Below are 17,046 nucleotides of genomic sequence, written 5' to 3'. Positions count from 1 at the left end.
TATCGGTCCAACATGTAAAATTCAACGAATAAAGCCTGGCAAAAGACTTGCAGATTCCAGACCCTGGCCATACAGCTCAGCTGGCTGGACGTTTCACAGGCAATCATTTCAAGCTGAATTTTCAGACATATGTTTTCTTAAAACACCTGTCGTATACTAATACGTATGTAATGCTAGGAAGTTTCATTTTCGCAAGGCATACTTCTTAAATGGCTCGGGTAATACAAGCTTTAGGAGACTTTTTATCAACAGCTCGAAAGGGGAAAAAAAAATGAAGCTTATCTCTATCGTTGTTCCGGCTTATAACGAAGAAGCAAACATTGCTTCCATGTACGACAGGTTGGTGCAGGAACTTGATTCGCTTCCATATCAATATGAAATTATGTTCATTAATGATGGCAGCAGCGACGGCACACTCCAGGAAATTTTAAAGCTGGCAGCAGCACATGACAGCGTAAAATATATTTCGTTGACCCGAAACTTTGGAAAAGAATCTGCAATGCTTGCCGGTTTGAAACGCATCAAAGGCGACGCTGCCATTGTTATGGACAGCGACCTGCAGCATCCGCCCACCTTGATCGGGGAAATGGTTGAGGGCTACGAGGAAGGCTTTAACCAAGTTGTTGCCAGACGTTCCCGCACCGGAGACTCTAAAGTACGTTCCTTGTTTTCTTCTCTCTACTACAAACTGATCAACTCCATTACCGATGTAGATTTGCAGGACGGCGAAGGCGATTTCCGGCTGTTAAGCCGAAAAGCCATCAATGCGATTCTGGCATTGAGTGAAAGCAACCGTTTTTCCAAAGGGCTGTTCTCTTGGATTGGCCTCAGCAAAAAAACGATCAACTACGAAAATGTTTTGCGAACTGACGGCGATTCAAAATGGTCGTTCAACAGTCTGGTCAATTATGGCATTGACGGCATCATTTCTTTTAACATGAAGCCTTTGCGCATTTGTTTTTACACAGGCTTCCTAGTCCTATTTCTGTCTCTCATCTACATTTTCTTCACTCTCTATAACATTATGCGGGAAGGCGTCGGAGCCCCGGGCTACTTTACGACAATTACGGCAATCCTTTTACTCGGAGGCATTCAATTGATCAGCCTCGGCGTTATTGGCGAATATATCGGACGCATCTACAACGAAACCAAGCAGCGGCCGCATTTTCTGGTAGATATCAGCAATGTGGATGAATACGATGAACATTAAAGCTTTGAACACGGAGTTTACCCGTTTTGTTTTTGTAGGTGTAGTCAATACCTTAAGCTACTACAGCATTTACTTGCTGCTCCACAATGTCTTTTCCTGGCCTTACCTGTTGGCGCATGTAATTGGCTTTCTGATCAGTTTGAACATTTCTTTTTTCTTGAACTGCTATGTGACGTATCGCATCAGGCCAACTTTTAAAAAATACTTGTATTTCCCTTTGACTCAGGTCGTTAATATATCTGTCTCCACAGCCCTGATTTTCATTTTCGTTGAATTTTTGCAGTTCAACAGCAATATCGCACCTTTTGCGGCAGTATTGTTTACGATTCCCGTAACCTTTGTCGTATCCGGGAAGATTCTTAAGGATACGGCTCATCCAAAATAAGCAAAAAAGACGGTGACTCTATGCACAAACTACGCCCTGTTCTTCTTCTGGGAATCATCAGTGTGCTCCTTTCGGCAATTGGCCACGCTGTTTTTCTTTATCAATGGTCACGCGGCCATTTCATGGTCGGCATTAATGACGGCCTTTCCCAAATGATGCCTTTCAAGCATCTTCTATTTGAGCAATACACTCGCGGAGAATTTTTCTACTCGTTTGATTTTGGTTTGGGGGCAGGCACGTTCAGTGAACTGTCTTATTATTTTTCTACCTCTATTGTGTTCCTCGTGTCAGTGGTGATCGTGTCCATACTCAAGGCCATAAACATTGTTCAGACAACAGATGTGCTGTTTTGGGCAAATGCCGCGGTCTTTATAAGCATCATCCGTCTGGCTGCCATCTTGTTCATCACGACGCGCCTGTTTATGTATATGAAGATTTCCAAGCCGGCAGCCTTGCTGGGCGCTTCCCTCTATGGCATCTCAGGTATGTACTTCCGCCATGTCACGTATTGGGAATTTTTTGCGGATGCTTTTTTATGGCTGCCGATTCTCCTGTTTGGTGTTGAAAAAATCTTCCGTGAACAAAAACCAGGCTGGTTTTTGGCGGCTGTCGCTGTCTCGATGATTGACAACTTCTATTTTGCTTATATCAATTTTTTATTGACTACTCTTTATATTCTTTTCCGCTTGTTCATTCCGCTTCAATCAGATGAACAGGACAGAAAAAAAGCATTTATGAGTTTTGTAATTGCCGGCCTTATCGGAGCCGGCATCAGTGCGATTTCCTTTATTCCTGCTGTATATGCATATTTGAACAATCACCGGCCAGCCTTTCAGCAGGAAATCCCATGGGTTGATGTAACGGACAACATTTTATTCGACAGCCGCTTTATCGTGTTGCCGGCAATTTTTATCCTGCTGTTATTTTGTTTCTTTTTGTATCGCAACAAAACGTTTCGTCTGTTCGCGCTGCTCGGAATCGCCGGGATCATCATGCACCATAGCCCATTGGTCGGCAGCGCCTTTAATGGCTTTTCAGCTCCACAATACCGATGGGAATATTTTTTATCCCTGGTGATTGGAGGGGCTGTTGCTGCAGCTTTCGACCAATTGCCCAAGTTCACAGTTCGGCGTTTGTTGGTTGCATCAGTTTTTGCAGTTTTTTGTTTTGCATTGTATGCATCCTGGGATGAAGATTTTGCGATCGATTCGCAGGCCTCGCTGTTCGCAATCGGTAGCCTGCTACTAACGGTCCTGCTGTTGTTTTTGTATGCCCGATTCAAAAAAACTGTGTTCAAAGGATTGCTGATGGTTTTCCTGTTTGCATGGGCTTTGCTGTTCGTCAACCTTTATCAATTGGAAAAAATTCTCGAAGACGGCGATATTGCGCAGGTCAATGAAGAGTTGATAACCGGTGCCGAATATGACGATCCCGAAATTGAAGAGCTTCTGGAGCTTATTCATGCCAAGGAAACCGGTGGGCCTTATCGAATTGAATGGATGGAAGGCGTCCGCAATAATACACCGATCGTACAGGATTTCCAGGGTTTGAGTGCCTATTCCAGCATCTTGAATAAAAATTTACTGTTCTTTTACCTATACGACCTTGAAATCGATATGGAACGTGAAAGCGTAAGCCGTTATGCGACTTTGGGCAATCGCGCCAATTTGTACAGCATGCTTCAAGGAAAATACCTTATCCGTCCAAACGGGGACCACGATATTCCATTCGGCTTTACAGAAATTCACACCTCAGAAAACTACACTGTCTATGAAAATGAATATGTGTTGCCGTTTGCACGTTCCACTTCTGCGGTTTATCAGGAACAGCAATTAGCCGAAATGCCTGTAATCATGCGTGAGCAGGCAATGTTAGAGGGCATTGTGCTCGATCAGGCTCAAGACGGTGAAAGCTTGGCCCCAAGTGATGACATTACAGTTGGTTATGAAATTGCTGAAGTAAATTCAAACTATGATGGCAGCCTCCTTGAGGTTACCGACAGATTGGGCGGTTTAACTTTAAATTTGGATACTCCGGTCGAAGACAATGCTGACTTGTTCGTCTCTTTCCATTTGGAAAGCATGGCAGCCGATGAAGGCTTTGCCCTTCAAGTCAACGGCTATGAAACGACCAGAAAATCCAATCAATCCGTCTATAAGACATTTGTCGATGATCTCACCATCCGTGTTCCCGCTGACGGACAAATTGATATCCTCCTTCCTGAAGGGACTTATGAATTATCTGGAATCGACCTTTATTCAGAGGATTACGGAAACTTATTGGAACAGGCCGAAAAGCCGGATAGATCCAGCGACCTGCTAATCGATGGCAGCAAAGTAAGTCTTGATTACGACAATGCTGAAAATGATGAATACTTGAAGCTGTCGATGCCCTATGAACAAGGGTGGCGGGCTTATGTAAATGGACAAGAAACAGAAGTGCTGAAAGCAGATTACGGTTTTGTCGCCCTTCCTTTGGAGGCAGGAAACAATAATATTTCCTTGATTTATCGACCGCCTTTTTATAAATTATCGCTTATCATCAGTGTTCTCTCAGCAATACTTGGATTGTTGTTTATCTTTTACAGGAGAAGAGCTTAAAGTTTCTTCTGCTACAAAAGAATCGATTCCAGAAAATTGTGTTTATTATGCAATGGATAAGTGTAATGTAGAATAACACGATTACGAGGGAGGAGTTCGGATGAAGCGTTGGCTTTTGCTTATTTTCATACTGGCGTTTTTATTGGTTTTGGCTGCCTGCGGAAATGAAAGTGCAGAAGATCCGCCAACAGAATCAGATGGGGCAACAGAGCAGGAACCGGAAGATGATGGAGATGACTTGCCCCAGCTGGGAGATGAGACAGACGAAGAGTCTGAAGACAGTGGCGAAGAAATTTTGATGCTGACTGTGGAGATAATGAACAGTGACGGAGATGCGATCGGGACGGCAGAATTGTCCCAGGAAGACGCTGGAGTCGGCGTTGTACTCGAAGTTGAAAACTTGGAGGAAGGCATGCATGGCATCCATTTTCATGAAGCGGGCATGTGTGAAGCTCCAGACTTTGAATCTGCCGGTGCTCATTTTAACCCAACAGACACCATGCATGGCATGGACAACCCCGACGGGCCGCACGCTGGAGATTTGCCGAATATAGAAGTAAACGATGACGGCACGGCCACACAGGAGTTTACAGCTGAAAATGTGACGCTCGCAATCGGCGAAGAAAACTCCTTGCTTAAAGAAGGCGGTACGGCGCTGGTCATTCATGAGAGTGAAGATGATCAAACTACCGACCCATCTGGAGAATCCGGTGATCGGATTGCTTGTGGAGTTGTCACGGGTGAATCCTGATCATTTTCTAAAACAGCTTTCTTATAAAAACGGAGATGCCTTTTCCATTCAGGCGTGTCCGTTTTTTGCTTTTCTGAGACCAGAGCAGAATCATTTTGATATGAAGCAAAACTGCAGAGACTCAGCAGGAAACAGAGCGACTGAGGAGGCTTGGCATTTCCTCACGGCAGGTACAACTGTTCTGCTGTGAAAGATTATTGGTTCAACCCATATAGTTGTGTTTAAGTGAAACGCCAACGGGAATAAGAACCATGAAGTTACTTACTTTCTAAGGAGGATTCAGTATGGCTAAAGATAAATTTGAAGAAATCGATGAACAGGTAGATCCACAGGAACAGTCACAACAACCCGGTTCAGAAGAGCAAATGAGCCCTGAACCGATTTATGATGATAAAGACTATAAAGGCTCCGGGAAACTGGAAGGGAAAGTTGCCCTTATTACAGGCGGCGACAGCGGAATTGGCCGTGCAGTAGCAGTGGCTTACGCTAAAGAAGGTGCCCATATTGCCATTGCTTATTTGGACGAACACGAAGATGCTGAAAAAACAATAAAAGCGATTGAAGGCTATGGCGTCAAAGGCGCAAAATTCGCCACAGATATCAGCGATGTAGAAAATTGCAATCAGCTGGTAGTGGATGTCATTTCTGAATTCGGTCAATTGAATATTTTGGTCAATAATGCTGGAAAACAATTTCCTCAGGATGACTTTTTGGCGATTAGCCCCGATCAGTTGATGGAAACTTTTTCGACCAATATCTTTAGTATGTTCTATTTGACGCAGGCGGCCCTGCCGCATCTCCAAAAAGGAGACAGCATTATTAACACATCATCCGTTACAGCGTATCGCGGTTCGCCTGAGTTGATCGATTATTCATCAACCAAAGGAGCCATTACAAGCTTTACCCGCTCCTTATCAGCCAATATCGCGGAGCAGGGAATTCGTGTAAATTCCGTTGCACCGGGCCCTATCTGGACACCTCTAATTCCAGCGACTTTCGGAGCTGAAAAAGTCGGCAAACATGGTGGAGAAACACCAATGGAGCGGCGCGGTCAGCCATCTGAAGTGGCACCTGCCTACGTATATTTAGCTTCGAAAGATTCGACTTATGTGACAGGACAGGCGATTCATATAAACGGCGGAGATTTCATCAGTTCCTGACCATCGGCAGACCCGGCAAGCTCGGGTCTGTTTTTTTATTTTCTTGAACTTTTTTATAGGTTTTTGGAATTGAAGAGCTATTACTGGGTATACGAAAAGTAAAAGCTGACGATTATTAAGGAGGTGAAATACTTGAAGTATTTAGAGGCCTTACTCATCAAGTTCGCCATGGTATTCTCAGTAGTGTTTATCATTCTTGGGCTTGTTTATGGAGTGGGGATTTTTGACATCTTCATTCTAAGTTTACTCGTTGCTGTAATCGGATTTGTCGGAGATCTGGTCATTTATCCGAAAACATCTAATAAAGTGGCGACCGGAGGCGATTTTGTCCTTGTATTTCTCATTGTCTGGCTCGGTGGATTGTGGTTTATTGAAAATCCCGATTTCTCGCTTATAATGTCAGCGCTATACACAGCAGTGCTCATTGCTGCCGGAGAATGGTTTTTCCATATCTATTTGACAAAACGTGTCTGGGCGCATAAGGAAACTTCCCACACATTAAAACAGGAGCCTAATCAGAAATAATGCTAAGCAAAGAAGCCAAGGCCGTGGCCTCGGCTTCTTTTTTTTTGGTTTTTGAATCTTCTTCCTAATGCTCTTTCACTGGTGCATAAAATCTTACTTTCTGTAATTTTGAATAATGGGCCATTGGCCGATAATGATGCAAAGAAAACGGTAGATAGGAAGCCATGGTATTTTGATAGATCTGTCCTTTCAGATAATACAGCCTCCAGGGCAAATGGGTAATATCCACCCGGTAAAGTTGATCTTTTGGTTTTGTCCACAAACAATAACGTTCCGTCAGCCACCGTTCTAATCGGCTTGGCTCAATTGAATCAGAACAAGGCTTGTAGGTCATGCAGAAAGATTCAGGGAACCGTCCCGATTCGATTCGCCTGCTGGAAAAACACCATCTTTCCACCCTTTTTGCCATGCTCATATCAGCATAGCAATAAGGCAGAAATCCTCCCTGTGAAGCGGCTTTAACTACAAGCCGATTGTTTGCGTCCAAGCTAAAAAAATAAACGCCTCTCCGTTTTCCATACTTCACGTATGTTCTAACATTCAGTTCCAGAAAAGAATGTGCTCCCGGAACAGGCGGAAGTAGCCGAGGGCGTGTTGATTTTGCCTGAAAACAGACTACACCCAGCCATGCCTGATTGCCATACAAATCGATTTCTAACTCTTCGGGTACAAATTGGCATAGCCATTCTACTTTGACAGGCCAATGCAAAAAAACAACGTCCTTCCATTCCTGCTTCATAAGCCAAGGCTTCGTAGCCATTTCTTTCTCTCCTTTCTCAATAAAAAAAGACTGTCCTGAAAGCCAATTTTCATGACTTCAGGACAGCCTCAATTTTTATTTCAATTTATCTTCAGGCAATGAATTGTGTGCTTCTGGCGGCGCTGGTTTTAGTTCAGGTTTCACGCTGAGCGGTTCAGGCTTGCCAAATGTAAATTTATGGCCATCAGGTGCAGGCTCATTCATCCACTTCAACTCTTTGCTGCTTTCGGAATTTGTGTAAAGGATATGAGAGTATTCGGTTGCTTCCCACTCAGGCGGAAGTGTTCCAGGCACGATTGGGCCTTCTTTTGCTTCCAGTTCTTTTATAGCAGCGAGCCACTGATTCTGGTGCATCGTGTCGCGCGCCAATAGGAATGAAAACAGATCTTTTACGCCTTTATCGTCTGTCATGCTGTAAAGGCGGGCTACCTGCAAACGGCCCTGTGATTCTGCATTGACGTTGGCACGGAAATCAGCCAGTAAGTTTCCGCTTGCTACGATGTAACCCGCGTTCCAAGGGACGCCGTTGCTGTCTTTTGGTGATGCTCCCAATCCATGAACGATGGCGTGCTGCGGATTCATGCCGCCCATAATTGCTCCAACAATCGGATCGCTTGCAGCTTTTTCCTGCTCGTAAACAGGTGCCCCCTCAAGGAGCCTTGCTACCATAGTTGCCAGCATTTCAATATGCCCCAACTCCTGCGTTCCTGTATCCATCAGTAAATCTCTATATTTTTCGTTTCCTCTTGTGCTCCATCCTTGGAATAAGTATTGCATGGCAACTGACATTTCACCGAATTGCCCGCCAATCAATTCCTGAACTTGTTTTGCGAATACTGGATCTGGAGCATCCGGCTTAGCGTGGTATTGAAGTTCTCCTGTGTGAAAAAACATAAATAAAACCTCCTGTTTGATTTTAGTTTTTTATCTTTGGAGCCTACTTGCCTTTGTTCTTCGGATGGACATCTTCTGGATGCCCGCCGTCGTAATCAGAGTCATTTCCGCCTGAGTTATAGGAATCATTGGTTGAATCCTCTTGCTGCATTTCATCAGGCTTGCGGTTTTGAACTGAAGCATCTTCAGGGTGCCCGCCGTCGTAATCGGAATCGTTACCGCCTACATTGAAGTGTGTCTCCTTGTTACTCGAATTCGCCGAAGCAGATTTGAGTTTCTCAGAATTCTGCTGCTCGTTTTCCTCTTTACCCATTCCTCCATCCTCCTCAAACTTTGTCATAACTCTGCACTCTCTTTTTACCCAACACTATGTTTTTAAAACCATATTTTGTATTTTCCAGCCTCTCTTTAGGTTTTCTATTTTAGTTTTAATCCATAAGAAAAAGCCGGAAAGATTTCGCTTTCCGGCTTTTTGAAAGTTCTTAAACTATTTTCAATTCCACTTCAACATTGCCTCTTGTTGCTTTAGAATACGGGCAGAATGCATGTGCTTTTTCGACAAGATCTTTTGCAGTCGCTTCATCGACGCCCTCTAAATGAGCGTTCAAAGTGACACCAATTTTGAATCCGCCATCGGCTTCATCTTTTAGGAAATGGACATCTGCTTTGATGGATGTACTGGAAACTTCCGCTTTTTCTCTTTTAATGATTAGGTTTAATGCTCCATCAAAGCAAGCAGAATAGCCTGCCGCAAATAATTGTTCAGGATTTGTACCTTCTCCTCCGGGACCGCCCAATTCTTTTGGCGAAACCAATTGAAGATCCAATACATTGTCTTCGGAAATAACTCTGCCCTCACGGCCGCCAGTGGCTGTGACTGTTGTTGTAAATAATGCTGACATTTTTCCAACCTCTTTCCTGATTTGTATTTGGGAACAGGTAAAACTTAACTCTTCTCTTATTCCTTAGTCAACTGATATGTTCTTTCCGCCTGATTGGAGTGTGATAAAATTCAATGCTTTCTCAATTGTTGAAAAAGTGGTCAACCGGCTGTCACGTTCTAAATCATTGGCAAATTGCTGGGCGGCAGCAGGTGAAATACCCGTTACATAAAGCTTGCTTCCCATAATCCGAAGTGCATCGTAAATTTGCGTAAACCAGTAGAGCGGTGATTTTTCATTCCATGACAGCCCTGTAATATCAATAATGGCATGCTCGATGCGATGTTCCTGGACATATTCACAAATTTTCACTTTCAAAGTTTCAAAGCGCTGAAAATTCATCGTACCCACCAGTGCTACCGTCGCTACATTTTCTTGCACGGACAAAATAGGCAGCATCAGTTTTTCAATTTCACTTTCATTCGCCATAATCGCTTGTTGCTGAGCGCGCTCCAGTGTAATGTCTGTTTGGGTTCCAATAAAATACAGCTTGTCTTCTATACGGACTGGTTCAATAGCCAGCCGATTCCAAAAAGGAGAGCCATCCTTGCGATAATTCAATAAAGTCAGCATGATTTTTTCTTCGTTGGCAATAGCTTTTTTCATTTTCCCAATATCTTCTTTCGCCGTATCGGGTCCTTGCAAAAAACGGCAATTGCGCCCAATCACTTCTTGCTGTGTATATCCAGTCATATCAATAAAGGTTTTGTTTGTGTAGATAATGGGATTATCTTTCTGTGACGGATCGGTAACAATCGTTCCTACTTTACTGCCATCAATCATAGCTTCAAGTAAGGTTACTTGTGTTTTTTGGGTTAACTCTTTCAAGCGGCACACCTCGTCTTTCATTTCATTTAATAAATGTAGCATAATCTTGAAGTCATTTCCAAGCCCGCACCAATTGTCACGTTTCAGGATTTTTCTTACAGGGTAAGTGAAGAAACAAGGAAGTTTTAAAAGTAGGAGGAAGATACGATGGCAAAAGTACTAGCGGTATTATCGAATGGCTATACAGATGAAGAAAATAATTATGTGACTGGTTGGTGGGCGGAAGAACTATTCGCACCGGCCTTAGAACTTGAAAAAGAAGGACATGTTGTTGGACTTGCATCCATTGATGGAGGCAAACCTGTTGTCGATCCGCTCAGCCTCAGCAAAGATTATGATCCCGATGGAATTTATAAAAAACAATATGACTCAGGCATGGCGGATAAAACAACGCCAATTGTCGATGTCAAGGCCAGTGAATATGATGCGATCATGATTGTTGGCGGACACGGAGCTATGTTTGACCTGGCGCACAATGAAGATTTGCATGCCGTGATTAATATTGTCCATGAACTGGGCGGTATCGTTTCGGCTGTGTGCCACGGCCCGGCTCCACTTGTATATACGAAAACTAAAGATGGCCGAGGAATTCTTGAGGGTCTTAAAGTCACTGGCTATCCAAACGCCAATGAACCCAAAGAAGTGGTGGATTTATTGCCATTCAGCCTCGAAGACGAATTGAAAAAAGTTGCAGACTATCATGAGGAAAAAGACCAGGATGCTTATGTGGTGTGGGGCAGCAAGCAAATTCTTACAGGCCGTGACCCACAATCTTCGCAGTTGTTTGGGCGCGAATTGGCACAGAAACTGTCTCAGCGTGAGTTGCAGTCAGAAGAAAAATTCCGGGATTGAATCTACTCCATATAGGGTAAATACAAGTAACAGCAAGTTCGAGGAGGCCATTCAAATGAGTAATAATGACAAAGATGATTACATGAAAGAAACCAAAGAAGAAGCAAAGAACCATCCGCCAGAGGAAAAAGAAGGAATACAGGAACCAAGAACCACAGGCTACAAGCCATTGCAGCTAGGCATCATCATATTTGTCGTTTTGGTTCTTATCCTTGTCGGATTTGGAATTGCAACTGACTGGTTTGGAGTTTTCAGCTAAGTATCTGACCCTATCATTTATTTTTTAAGTTTTCTACACAAAAAGGCTTCCCGAAAAATGGGAAGCCTTTTTGTGATCTACATTATGTTGAACAAAAGAAGCCAATCTTTGCCCGTCGCTCCAGGTCTAAGCCAGCCCCTCGAGTCGCTTCATCCTTACCAGCAATGGCAAAGAACGCCATTACTGGCAAGGCTTCCAGCGCTTGTCGGGGCTAAACGGCTGCTTCCGCTTTTCTTTGTCCAGACTCCAGCGCCCAGCTCCTCGAGTCGCTTCATCCTTACCAGCAATGGCAAAGAACGCCAATACTGGTAAGGCTTCCAGCGCTTGTCGGGGCTAAACGGCTGCTTCCGCTTTTCTTTGTCCAGACTCCAGCGCCCAGCTCCTCGAGTCATAAGCCAACCCAGCTGTGCGGCTGAAGATAAGCCACTTCGCTGGTCTGTCTTATGCCCGTCAGAGCTGCATGGGCGCTTCCGCTTTTCTTACTCAATACTCTCTGTCAGTGGGAGTTCGAAATCCATGAGTTCTCCATTTCTGTAGGCCTTCACTTTCAGCGTATCCCCAACTTCGGTTTCGTTGTAGAGGTATTGGCGAAGTTCGAGTACGGAATTAACTGCTTCGCCATTCATTTCGACGATAACATCATAAGCTTCCATTCCTGCCGTAGCTGCTCCAGAACCTTCAACCACCGATTCAACCACGATGCCGCCTTCCACTTCTGCCGGCAAATTCAACTGGCTGCTGCGGTATTGTGCTGGCACTTCAGCCAAATCCAAAATCGCGACGCCCATCGACGGACGGTCTACAGCCCCTCCTGTTTCCAGATCTGAAATAATTGGTATTGCTGTGTTAACAGGTATAGCCAAACCGATGCCCTCTACCGCGTCCTGGGCAATTTTCATTGAGTTGATGCCGATGACTTGTCCCTCGGCATTGATCAATGCACCCCCACTGTTTCCTGGGCTGATGGCCGCATCGGTTTGAAGAACTTCAGACTGCCAGTCTTCTATGCCGTCCTGGTTTACATCAATCGGTACCAGGCGCTCAGTTCCTGAAATGACTCCCGTAGTTACCGATCCAGAAAACTGAAGTCCTAGTGGATTCCCAATAGCAATTACCGGCTCACCTGCCTGCAATACAGACGAATCCCCAAACTCAGCTACCGTTGTAATGCTGTCTCCTGGAACTTCCAAGACAGCCAAGTCGGTCCAAATATCCGTGCCCAGCACCTTAGCGTCAAGTTCCGTGCCATCCGACAAAGTAACCATTACTTCTTCTGCGCCTTCCACAACATGGTTATTGGTGACAATGTAAGCAGTGTCGCCATCTTTTTTGTAAATAACGCCAGAGCCTACTCCAGCTTCCTGCGATTCTGCATCCTCATTAGTTTGTGAAGCAAACGGATTTTGCTGTGCTGTCTGCAAGTTGGAAACGCCGACCACAGCGTCAGTCGTTTGTTCCACAATTTCTGTTACATCTGTAGTGACAACAGTGGACGCGGTTTGCAGCCCGCTGACCGATTCAGTTGGGGAAGAAGTTGACTCAGCGCTTCCGAGCTCCATATCAGTCACACTCGGAAGAATGACCCCTACCATTAATGCCCCTGCAATGAGACCTGTAAAGCTTGAAGCGAAGTAACCCTTTTTATTCCCTTTCGGTTCGTTCGAATTATAGTAGCCCATGTTTATTTCCTCCTTTATTCTGCCAATGTGTTGACGATGTCATATGATTCGGTTTTCTCTGCCAACCATTCTGCATATTTTGTATTCAGTGCTTCGTCAAACAAGGTTTCCTTGATCTGTTCCTTGCTGTCTTCTAAGTTGGCTTCAACGGCTTCAGTTTTCCCAGTCACTTGGATGATGTGGAAACCGTAATCTGTTTGGACAGGATCACTGATTTCATCTACTTCCATACTAAATGCAGTTTCTTCAAACTCCGGCGCCATTTCCCCTGCAGCAAACGCTCCAAGTGCCCCGCCGCTCTCGGCATTAGCAGTGTCTGTAGAATACTCAGCTGCCAGTTCGGCAAAATCGCCTCCGTCATCCAGCTTCGTTTTAACTTCATCTGCTTCTTCTTGAGTGGCTACCAGGATATGGCTCGCCTCTACCTGTGAAGGCTGCTCGAATGATTCTTTGTTTTCTTCGAAATACGTATTGATTTGTTCATCCGTTATCTCGATATCCGGACCGATGATTTTTTCAACCTTTAAGTAAACTTCCATTTCCTCTTCCAGATCAGCTATCGTCATGCCACTTGATGCCAGCGCTTGTTCAAGTGCCTCTGCACCACCGTAACTTTCTTCGTAGACCGCCATTTCCGCATCAAGCTCTTCCTGCGTCACCTTGACATCTGCGTTTGACGCCTCCTGGTTGACGACTTCATTGGAAATCATAGCGTCGAGTGTTGAGGCTCCAGCAGAAGCCACCATTTTGTCATACAGCGCATCTTTTGTTATTTCTGTATCGCCTACTGTTGCGACTGTCTCGTCTTCTGAAAATGCCACCATCATAAATATTGCTGTTGCTGCCAGTACGCCAATCGCAATGTATAAAAGTTTTTTCATGGATAATTCCTCTTTTCCTAAGTTCTTATACATAGCTTATCAAGCAATTATGAATAAACTATGACCAGAGTTTTAACAAAAATAAAAAGTTTTCCAAACAAAAAATGACTCAGGATTGTTTCTCCCAAGTCATTTTTTATGCGGCAAGCGGATGATGAATTTTGTCCCTTGCCCTTTTTCGCTTTCTACATGGATCTCTCCGTCGTGCAGCGTCACTAATTGCTTGACGATCGATAAGCCCAGTCCAAACTGGCCGCTCCCGCGTGACAAATCCGCTTTGTAAAACCTGCGCCAGATCAAATCGATTTCTTCTACGTCAATTCCTGCCCCGTCATCTTCCACTGTAAGGACCATGTGATCCGTTTCAGAATGTGTCGCCAATGAGATGGTGCCCTGGTCCGTAAACTGAATGGCGTTTTTAACGATGTTCATCAAAATTTGAATCAGGCGGTCCATGTCTCCAAAGATGACATCACCTGGATTGGCATGGATGACAATAGTATCGCCTTTCTCTTCTGCCTGCAGGTAAAGCTGTTCCTGAATAATTTCCAGAAGTTCGTCTGCATCGATTTCCTCTTTCGTCAGCTCTACCTGATTAGACCTTATTTTCTCATAGTCCAGGTTTTCATTGACCAGGCGCATCAGCCGCTTTGTCTCCTCGCTTGCCAAGCGGATGCCTTTTTCCCGCTGGCCTTCTTCAATCATATTGTTTCGCAGCCCTTCTATAATACCGGCGATCGTCGTCAAAGGCGTCCGCATTTCATGCGAAACGTCCGCCATAAACTGGCGCCGGCGATTTTCAAGCCGGTCGATTTCCTCGTTGGACTGCTGCAGTTTTGCAGCCATTTTGTTAAAGTCATGCGCCAAGTCACCAAATTCGTCAAAATTCGATTCCGGCAGATTAACATCATAATGGCCTTCACTGATCATGGAGGTCGCTTTTCGCATCCGCTGAATCCGGCTGACATGCAATTTCGACAACCACAGGCTAAGCAGCAGTGCAATCGCCAGAGCGATTAAAATAGTGGTGATCAAAGTTTTATTCAATTCCGCAATCATTTCGCTGATCCCGCTGACAGGAGAGGCAAGCAACACGCCGCCAGCCAATTGGTTATTTTCAAAATACGGCATGGCTACGAATGTTACTGTAAATTCAAATCGTTCGACGTCGCGATTGACCACAAGCGTTTCTCCCTGTTCAATGACATTCCATTCTTCCTGTGTCAGCTCTACAGGGGGAAATGCACCAGCTACCGGATACAGAATACGGCTTTGCTGATCAAAAACGATAAAGTTTATATTCTGAGCTTCTAAAATGGAGACATAGGCTTGCAGGTTGGTACCCGGCCGCGGCCGTTCAAGCTCGGCAATAATCTGTTCGCCATAGGTCTCCAGCTCCTCCGCTTTTTCGTTGTAAGCAAAATCATCAACATAGCGGACGAATAAAATGCTTAAAATCAAAAAAGCGATCAGCAAAATACTCATATGGCTGGCAATCAGCTGATAGAAATACTTAAATCGCGTGTTCTTCAAATTTATAGCCAACTCCCCATACCGTATGGAACAGCTTGTCCCCGCCATCGATTTTCTTGCGAAGGCGTTTGATGTGGACGTCTACTGTCCGCTCATCGCCATAAAACTGGTAGCCCCATACTTGCTCCAATAATTGTTCACGGCTAAACACCTGCTTCGGGTGCTGCAGGAAGAATACCAGCAAATCGAATTCCTTGGGAGTCAGGCTGTCGACTTCCTGGCCGTCCTTCAAGATATCCCGTGTTTCCTTATTGACAGTAAAATGGGCGGTTTTAATAAGGTTCGAGATGGGCTCCGCCTTCTGGGTACGGCGCGTAACCGCTTTGATTCTGGCCATCAGTGTCAGTGGGCTGAACGGCTTTGTCACATAATCATCCGCCCCCATTTCAAAGCCGATGACCTGATCCGATTCGCTGTCTTTAGCCGTCAGCATGATGATCGGGACCGCATTGCCTTCTTCCCGGATTTTGCGGCACAGCGCGATGCCGTCCATTCCTGGAAGCATCCAGTCCAGTATCAGCAAATCGTGCGAGCCCTCTTTATATTTCTGGTAACCTTCCAGTCCGTCAGCTGCAAACTCGCCCTGAATGCCTTCTTTTGAGAAAAACAGTTCGAGCATGGAACTGACGCTCGGGTTATCTTCCACTACCAATATCTTCATCCCGCACCTCCGCCTATCTTTCTCCTAAAGGTAAATGACAAATCCGAAAGACGCAAGCAAATTGAAAACCGCCCTTCTATGCAAGAAGGGCGGTTCGGCAGTCGTCAGGCTTTTTTCTCGCGTTTTTTCAGTTTCTCGAACAAATCGCCGATCATGTCATAGTCAATGGCGATATTGTTTTCGTAAGCATATTTCACGCCATAGCCAAGCGCCAATGTCATGGATGAAGCGACAGTTCCACCAATAATAGAACCTGCTCCAGGAATAAACTTCAACGCCTGGCGGTAAAGGGTATGGCCGATCGTTTGTGTAGCAGTGATGACAATCATGTCTTTGGCTGCTTTTTTGGTTAACGGTTTATCATAAAGATTCGACAATTTGATAATCAAGCCAACTTGCAGCGTTGTCAGCGGCAGTACGTCTGAACCTGGGATAGGCGATGCCCCGATGACCCCGGCTGAAATGCCGGCACCAATAATCCACCGTGTAGCAGCCGAGGATTTTTCTTTCATGCTTTTGGCGAAGAGCAGGTCCTTACCCTTCTTTTCGAGCAAAAAAAGAATTTCCTTCTTTAAGGTTTCCAGGTTTTCTTCTGTTTTTGAAGAAATAGGAATGACTTTATATTTATGTCCTGTATGATCTTGGACAAATTTGATGATAGACGGAATATTTTCCGCCGCATCGATTTTATTTAAAACAATTAAGATGTCTTTATTGTGCTTTTCAATTTCATTGAACTTTTCTTTTTCACTTTCAGAAAACACTGTGCCGGCTGCATTCAGGAAAAACAATACAACATCGGATTTCTGCACAAACTCCAAGGTTTTTTTAGGATTTTCATCGTTCGGATCGTTCAATCCGGGTGTATCCATAAACTTGATGTTTTCCAGGCCACGGATATTATAGGGATCCACACTGACTGTTTCTCCGGGCATCGGGTTGGTGCTTGCAATATCCTCACCGATGATTTTATTGACGGTGGAAGACTTGCCGGCATTGACTTCGCCGATCATAGAAATCAAAAGCTCTTGATCCAGTGCATCGTTTACTTTTTTCATTTCATTTTCAAACATTTTGTCCATTGCTTGCATGACTTCTTTTTCAAATTCTTTTACCATAGACTGTTT

At 44.6% G+C, this 17,046-nt stretch carries 19 protein-coding genes; 8 read left to right on the top strand and 11 right to left on the bottom strand.

Annotation, left to right across the window (positions count from 1 at the left end):
- Positions 1 to 271 precede the first annotated feature (271 nt).
- The 6 genes from QOZ98_RS04320 to QOZ98_RS04295 all read left to right on the top strand — a co-directional run bounded on the left by QOZ98_RS04320 (position 272) and on the right by QOZ98_RS04295 (position 6,631).
- On the top strand, positions 272 to 1,210 hold the full coding sequence (locus tag QOZ98_RS04320) for a glycosyltransferase family 2 protein (RefSeq protein WP_308786275.1): 939 nt from the start codon (positions 272 to 274) through the stop codon (positions 1,208 to 1,210).
- The gene (locus QOZ98_RS04315; protein WP_308786274.1) at positions 1,200 to 1,595 is read left to right on the top strand and encodes a GtrA family protein; all 396 of its coding nucleotides are present in this window, start codon (positions 1,200 to 1,202) and stop codon (positions 1,593 to 1,595) included. The genes QOZ98_RS04320 and QOZ98_RS04315 overlap by 11 nt, the downstream gene beginning before the upstream one ends.
- A 20-nt stretch (positions 1,596 to 1,615) precedes the next feature.
- Positions 1,616 to 4,195 (top strand): YfhO family protein, encoded by a 2,580-nt coding sequence (locus QOZ98_RS04310; RefSeq protein ID WP_308786273.1) that lies wholly within the window; start codon positions 1,616 to 1,618, stop codon positions 4,193 to 4,195.
- Between the two features lie 100 nt (positions 4,196 to 4,295).
- Positions 4,296 to 4,946, top strand: coding sequence for a superoxide dismutase family protein (locus QOZ98_RS04305; RefSeq protein ID WP_308786272.1), 651 nt, complete (start codon positions 4,296 to 4,298; stop codon positions 4,944 to 4,946).
- 284 nt (positions 4,947 to 5,230) lie between these two features.
- The gene (locus tag QOZ98_RS04300; RefSeq protein WP_308786271.1) at positions 5,231 to 6,106 is read left to right on the top strand and encodes an SDR family oxidoreductase; all 876 of its coding nucleotides are present in this window, start codon (positions 5,231 to 5,233) and stop codon (positions 6,104 to 6,106) included.
- A gap of 132 nt (positions 6,107 to 6,238) precedes the next feature.
- A complete protein-coding gene (locus QOZ98_RS04295) occupies positions 6,239 to 6,631 on the top strand; it encodes a DUF2512 family protein (RefSeq protein ID WP_308786270.1) in 393 nt (130 codons plus the stop codon).
- Between the two features lie 64 nt (positions 6,632 to 6,695).
- On the opposite strand, the gene QOZ98_RS04290 is transcribed toward QOZ98_RS04295, so the two are convergent.
- From QOZ98_RS04290 to QOZ98_RS04270, 5 genes are all read right to left on the bottom strand, one after another.
- Positions 6,696 to 7,391, bottom strand: coding sequence for a YqjF family protein (locus QOZ98_RS04290; RefSeq protein ID WP_308786269.1), 696 nt, complete (start codon positions 7,389 to 7,391; stop codon positions 6,696 to 6,698).
- Positions 7,392 to 7,466: 75 nt separating this feature from the next.
- Positions 7,467 to 8,285, bottom strand: a complete 819-nt coding sequence (locus QOZ98_RS04285; protein WP_142826880.1) for a manganese catalase family protein — start codon at positions 8,283 to 8,285, stop codon at positions 7,467 to 7,469.
- Positions 8,286 to 8,328: 43 nt separating this feature from the next.
- Complete coding sequence (locus QOZ98_RS04280; protein WP_308786268.1) at positions 8,329 to 8,598, bottom strand: hypothetical protein; 270 nt, start codon at positions 8,596 to 8,598, stop codon at positions 8,329 to 8,331.
- Positions 8,599 to 8,767: 169 nt separating this feature from the next.
- Complete coding sequence (locus QOZ98_RS04275; RefSeq protein ID WP_142826878.1) at positions 8,768 to 9,187, bottom strand: organic hydroperoxide resistance protein; 420 nt, start codon at positions 9,185 to 9,187, stop codon at positions 8,768 to 8,770.
- Between the two features lie 63 nt (positions 9,188 to 9,250).
- Positions 9,251 to 10,063 (bottom strand): PAS domain-containing protein, encoded by an 813-nt coding sequence (locus tag QOZ98_RS04270; RefSeq protein WP_308786590.1) that lies wholly within the window; start codon positions 10,061 to 10,063, stop codon positions 9,251 to 9,253.
- A 138-nt stretch (positions 10,064 to 10,201) separates the two neighbouring features.
- Between QOZ98_RS04270 and QOZ98_RS04265 the strand changes: the two genes are divergently transcribed.
- Positions 10,202 to 10,906 carry a type 1 glutamine amidotransferase domain-containing protein gene (locus tag QOZ98_RS04265; protein WP_308786267.1) on the top strand — a complete coding sequence of 235 codons (705 nt, stop codon included), beginning with the start codon at positions 10,202 to 10,204 and terminating at the stop codon, positions 10,904 to 10,906.
- A gap of 55 nt (positions 10,907 to 10,961) precedes the next feature.
- The gene (locus QOZ98_RS04260; RefSeq protein ID WP_308786266.1) at positions 10,962 to 11,165 is read left to right on the top strand and encodes a hypothetical protein; all 204 of its coding nucleotides are present in this window, start codon (positions 10,962 to 10,964) and stop codon (positions 11,163 to 11,165) included.
- Positions 11,166 to 11,320: 155 nt separating this feature from the next.
- Here the strand turns inward: QOZ98_RS04260 and QOZ98_RS04255 are convergent, their stop codons facing one another.
- The 6 genes from QOZ98_RS04255 to QOZ98_RS04230 all read right to left on the bottom strand — a co-directional run bounded on the left by QOZ98_RS04255 (position 11,321) and on the right by QOZ98_RS04230 (position 17,037).
- A complete protein-coding gene (locus QOZ98_RS04255; protein ID WP_308786265.1) occupies positions 11,321 to 11,557 on the bottom strand; it encodes a hypothetical protein in 237 nt (78 codons plus the stop codon).
- Positions 11,558 to 11,644: 87 nt separating this feature from the next.
- A complete protein-coding gene (locus tag QOZ98_RS04250) occupies positions 11,645 to 12,844 on the bottom strand; it encodes a S1C family serine protease (RefSeq protein WP_308786264.1) in 1,200 nt (399 codons plus the stop codon).
- A 14-nt stretch (positions 12,845 to 12,858) separates the two neighbouring features.
- Complete coding sequence (locus QOZ98_RS04245; protein ID WP_308786263.1) at positions 12,859 to 13,725, bottom strand: peptidylprolyl isomerase; 867 nt, start codon at positions 13,723 to 13,725, stop codon at positions 12,859 to 12,861.
- A gap of 129 nt (positions 13,726 to 13,854) precedes the next feature.
- Positions 13,855 to 15,258 carry a HAMP domain-containing sensor histidine kinase gene (locus QOZ98_RS04240; RefSeq protein ID WP_308786262.1) on the bottom strand — a complete coding sequence of 468 codons (1,404 nt, stop codon included), beginning with the start codon at positions 15,256 to 15,258 and terminating at the stop codon, positions 13,855 to 13,857.
- Positions 15,239 to 15,919, bottom strand: a complete 681-nt coding sequence (locus tag QOZ98_RS04235) for a response regulator transcription factor (protein WP_308786261.1) — start codon at positions 15,917 to 15,919, stop codon at positions 15,239 to 15,241. Before QOZ98_RS04235 ends, QOZ98_RS04240 begins: the two co-directional genes overlap by 20 nt.
- Before the next feature lie 104 nt (positions 15,920 to 16,023).
- A complete protein-coding gene (locus tag QOZ98_RS04230; RefSeq protein ID WP_308786260.1) occupies positions 16,024 to 17,037 on the bottom strand; it encodes a YcjF family protein in 1,014 nt (337 codons plus the stop codon).
- Positions 17,038 to 17,046 lie beyond the last annotated feature (9 nt).

It is taken from the genome of Planomicrobium stackebrandtii (assembly GCF_030814955.1).
In the GTDB taxonomy this organism is placed as follows: Bacteria; Bacillota; Bacilli; order Bacillales_A; family Planococcaceae; genus Planococcus; species Planococcus stackebrandtii.
Note: the sequence above shows the minus strand (reverse complement) of the source record. Positions and strands in the feature narration are given on the sequence as shown.

Bases quoted from the DNA above. Each gene is read 5' to 3' on its own strand.
- QOZ98_RS04320 (WP_308786275.1), top strand. From the start codon at position 272: ATGAAGCTTATCTCTATCGTTGTTCCGGCTTATAACGAAGAAGCAAAC.
- QOZ98_RS04315 (WP_308786274.1), top strand. From the start codon at position 1,200: ATGAACATTAAAGCTTTGAACACGGAGTTTACCCGTTTTGTTTTTGTA.
- QOZ98_RS04310 (WP_308786273.1), top strand. From the start codon at position 1,616: ATGCACAAACTACGCCCTGTTCTTCTTCTGGGAATCATCAGTGTGCTC.
- QOZ98_RS04305 (WP_308786272.1), top strand. From the start codon at position 4,296: ATGAAGCGTTGGCTTTTGCTTATTTTCATACTGGCGTTTTTATTGGTT.
- QOZ98_RS04300 (WP_308786271.1), top strand. From the start codon at position 5,231: ATGGCTAAAGATAAATTTGAAGAAATCGATGAACAGGTAGATCCACAG.
- QOZ98_RS04290 (WP_308786269.1), bottom strand. From the start codon at position 7,391: ATGGCTACGAAGCCTTGGCTTATGAAGCAGGAATGGAAGGACGTTGTT.
- QOZ98_RS04285 (WP_142826880.1), bottom strand. From the start codon at position 8,285: ATGTTTTTTCACACAGGAGAACTTCAATACCACGCTAAGCCGGATGCT.
- QOZ98_RS04280 (WP_308786268.1), bottom strand. From the start codon at position 8,598: ATGGGTAAAGAGGAAAACGAGCAGCAGAATTCTGAGAAACTCAAATCT.
- QOZ98_RS04275 (WP_142826878.1), bottom strand. From the start codon at position 9,187: ATGTCAGCATTATTTACAACAACAGTCACAGCCACTGGCGGCCGTGAG.
- QOZ98_RS04265 (WP_308786267.1), top strand. From the start codon at position 10,202: ATGGCAAAAGTACTAGCGGTATTATCGAATGGCTATACAGATGAAGAA.
- QOZ98_RS04260 (WP_308786266.1), top strand. From the start codon at position 10,962: ATGAGTAATAATGACAAAGATGATTACATGAAAGAAACCAAAGAAGAA.
- QOZ98_RS04255 (WP_308786265.1), bottom strand. From the start codon at position 11,557: ATGACTCGAGGAGCTGGGCGCTGGAGTCTGGACAAAGAAAAGCGGAAG.
- QOZ98_RS04250 (WP_308786264.1), bottom strand. From the start codon at position 12,844: ATGGGCTACTATAATTCGAACGAACCGAAAGGGAATAAAAAGGGTTAC.
- QOZ98_RS04245 (WP_308786263.1), bottom strand. From the start codon at position 13,725: ATGAAAAAACTTTTATACATTGCGATTGGCGTACTGGCAGCAACAGCA.
- QOZ98_RS04235 (WP_308786261.1), bottom strand. From the start codon at position 15,919: ATGAAGATATTGGTAGTGGAAGATAACCCGAGCGTCAGTTCCATGCTC.
- QOZ98_RS04230 (WP_308786260.1), bottom strand. From the start codon at position 17,037: ATGGTAAAAGAATTTGAAAAAGAAGTCATGCAAGCAATGGACAAAATG.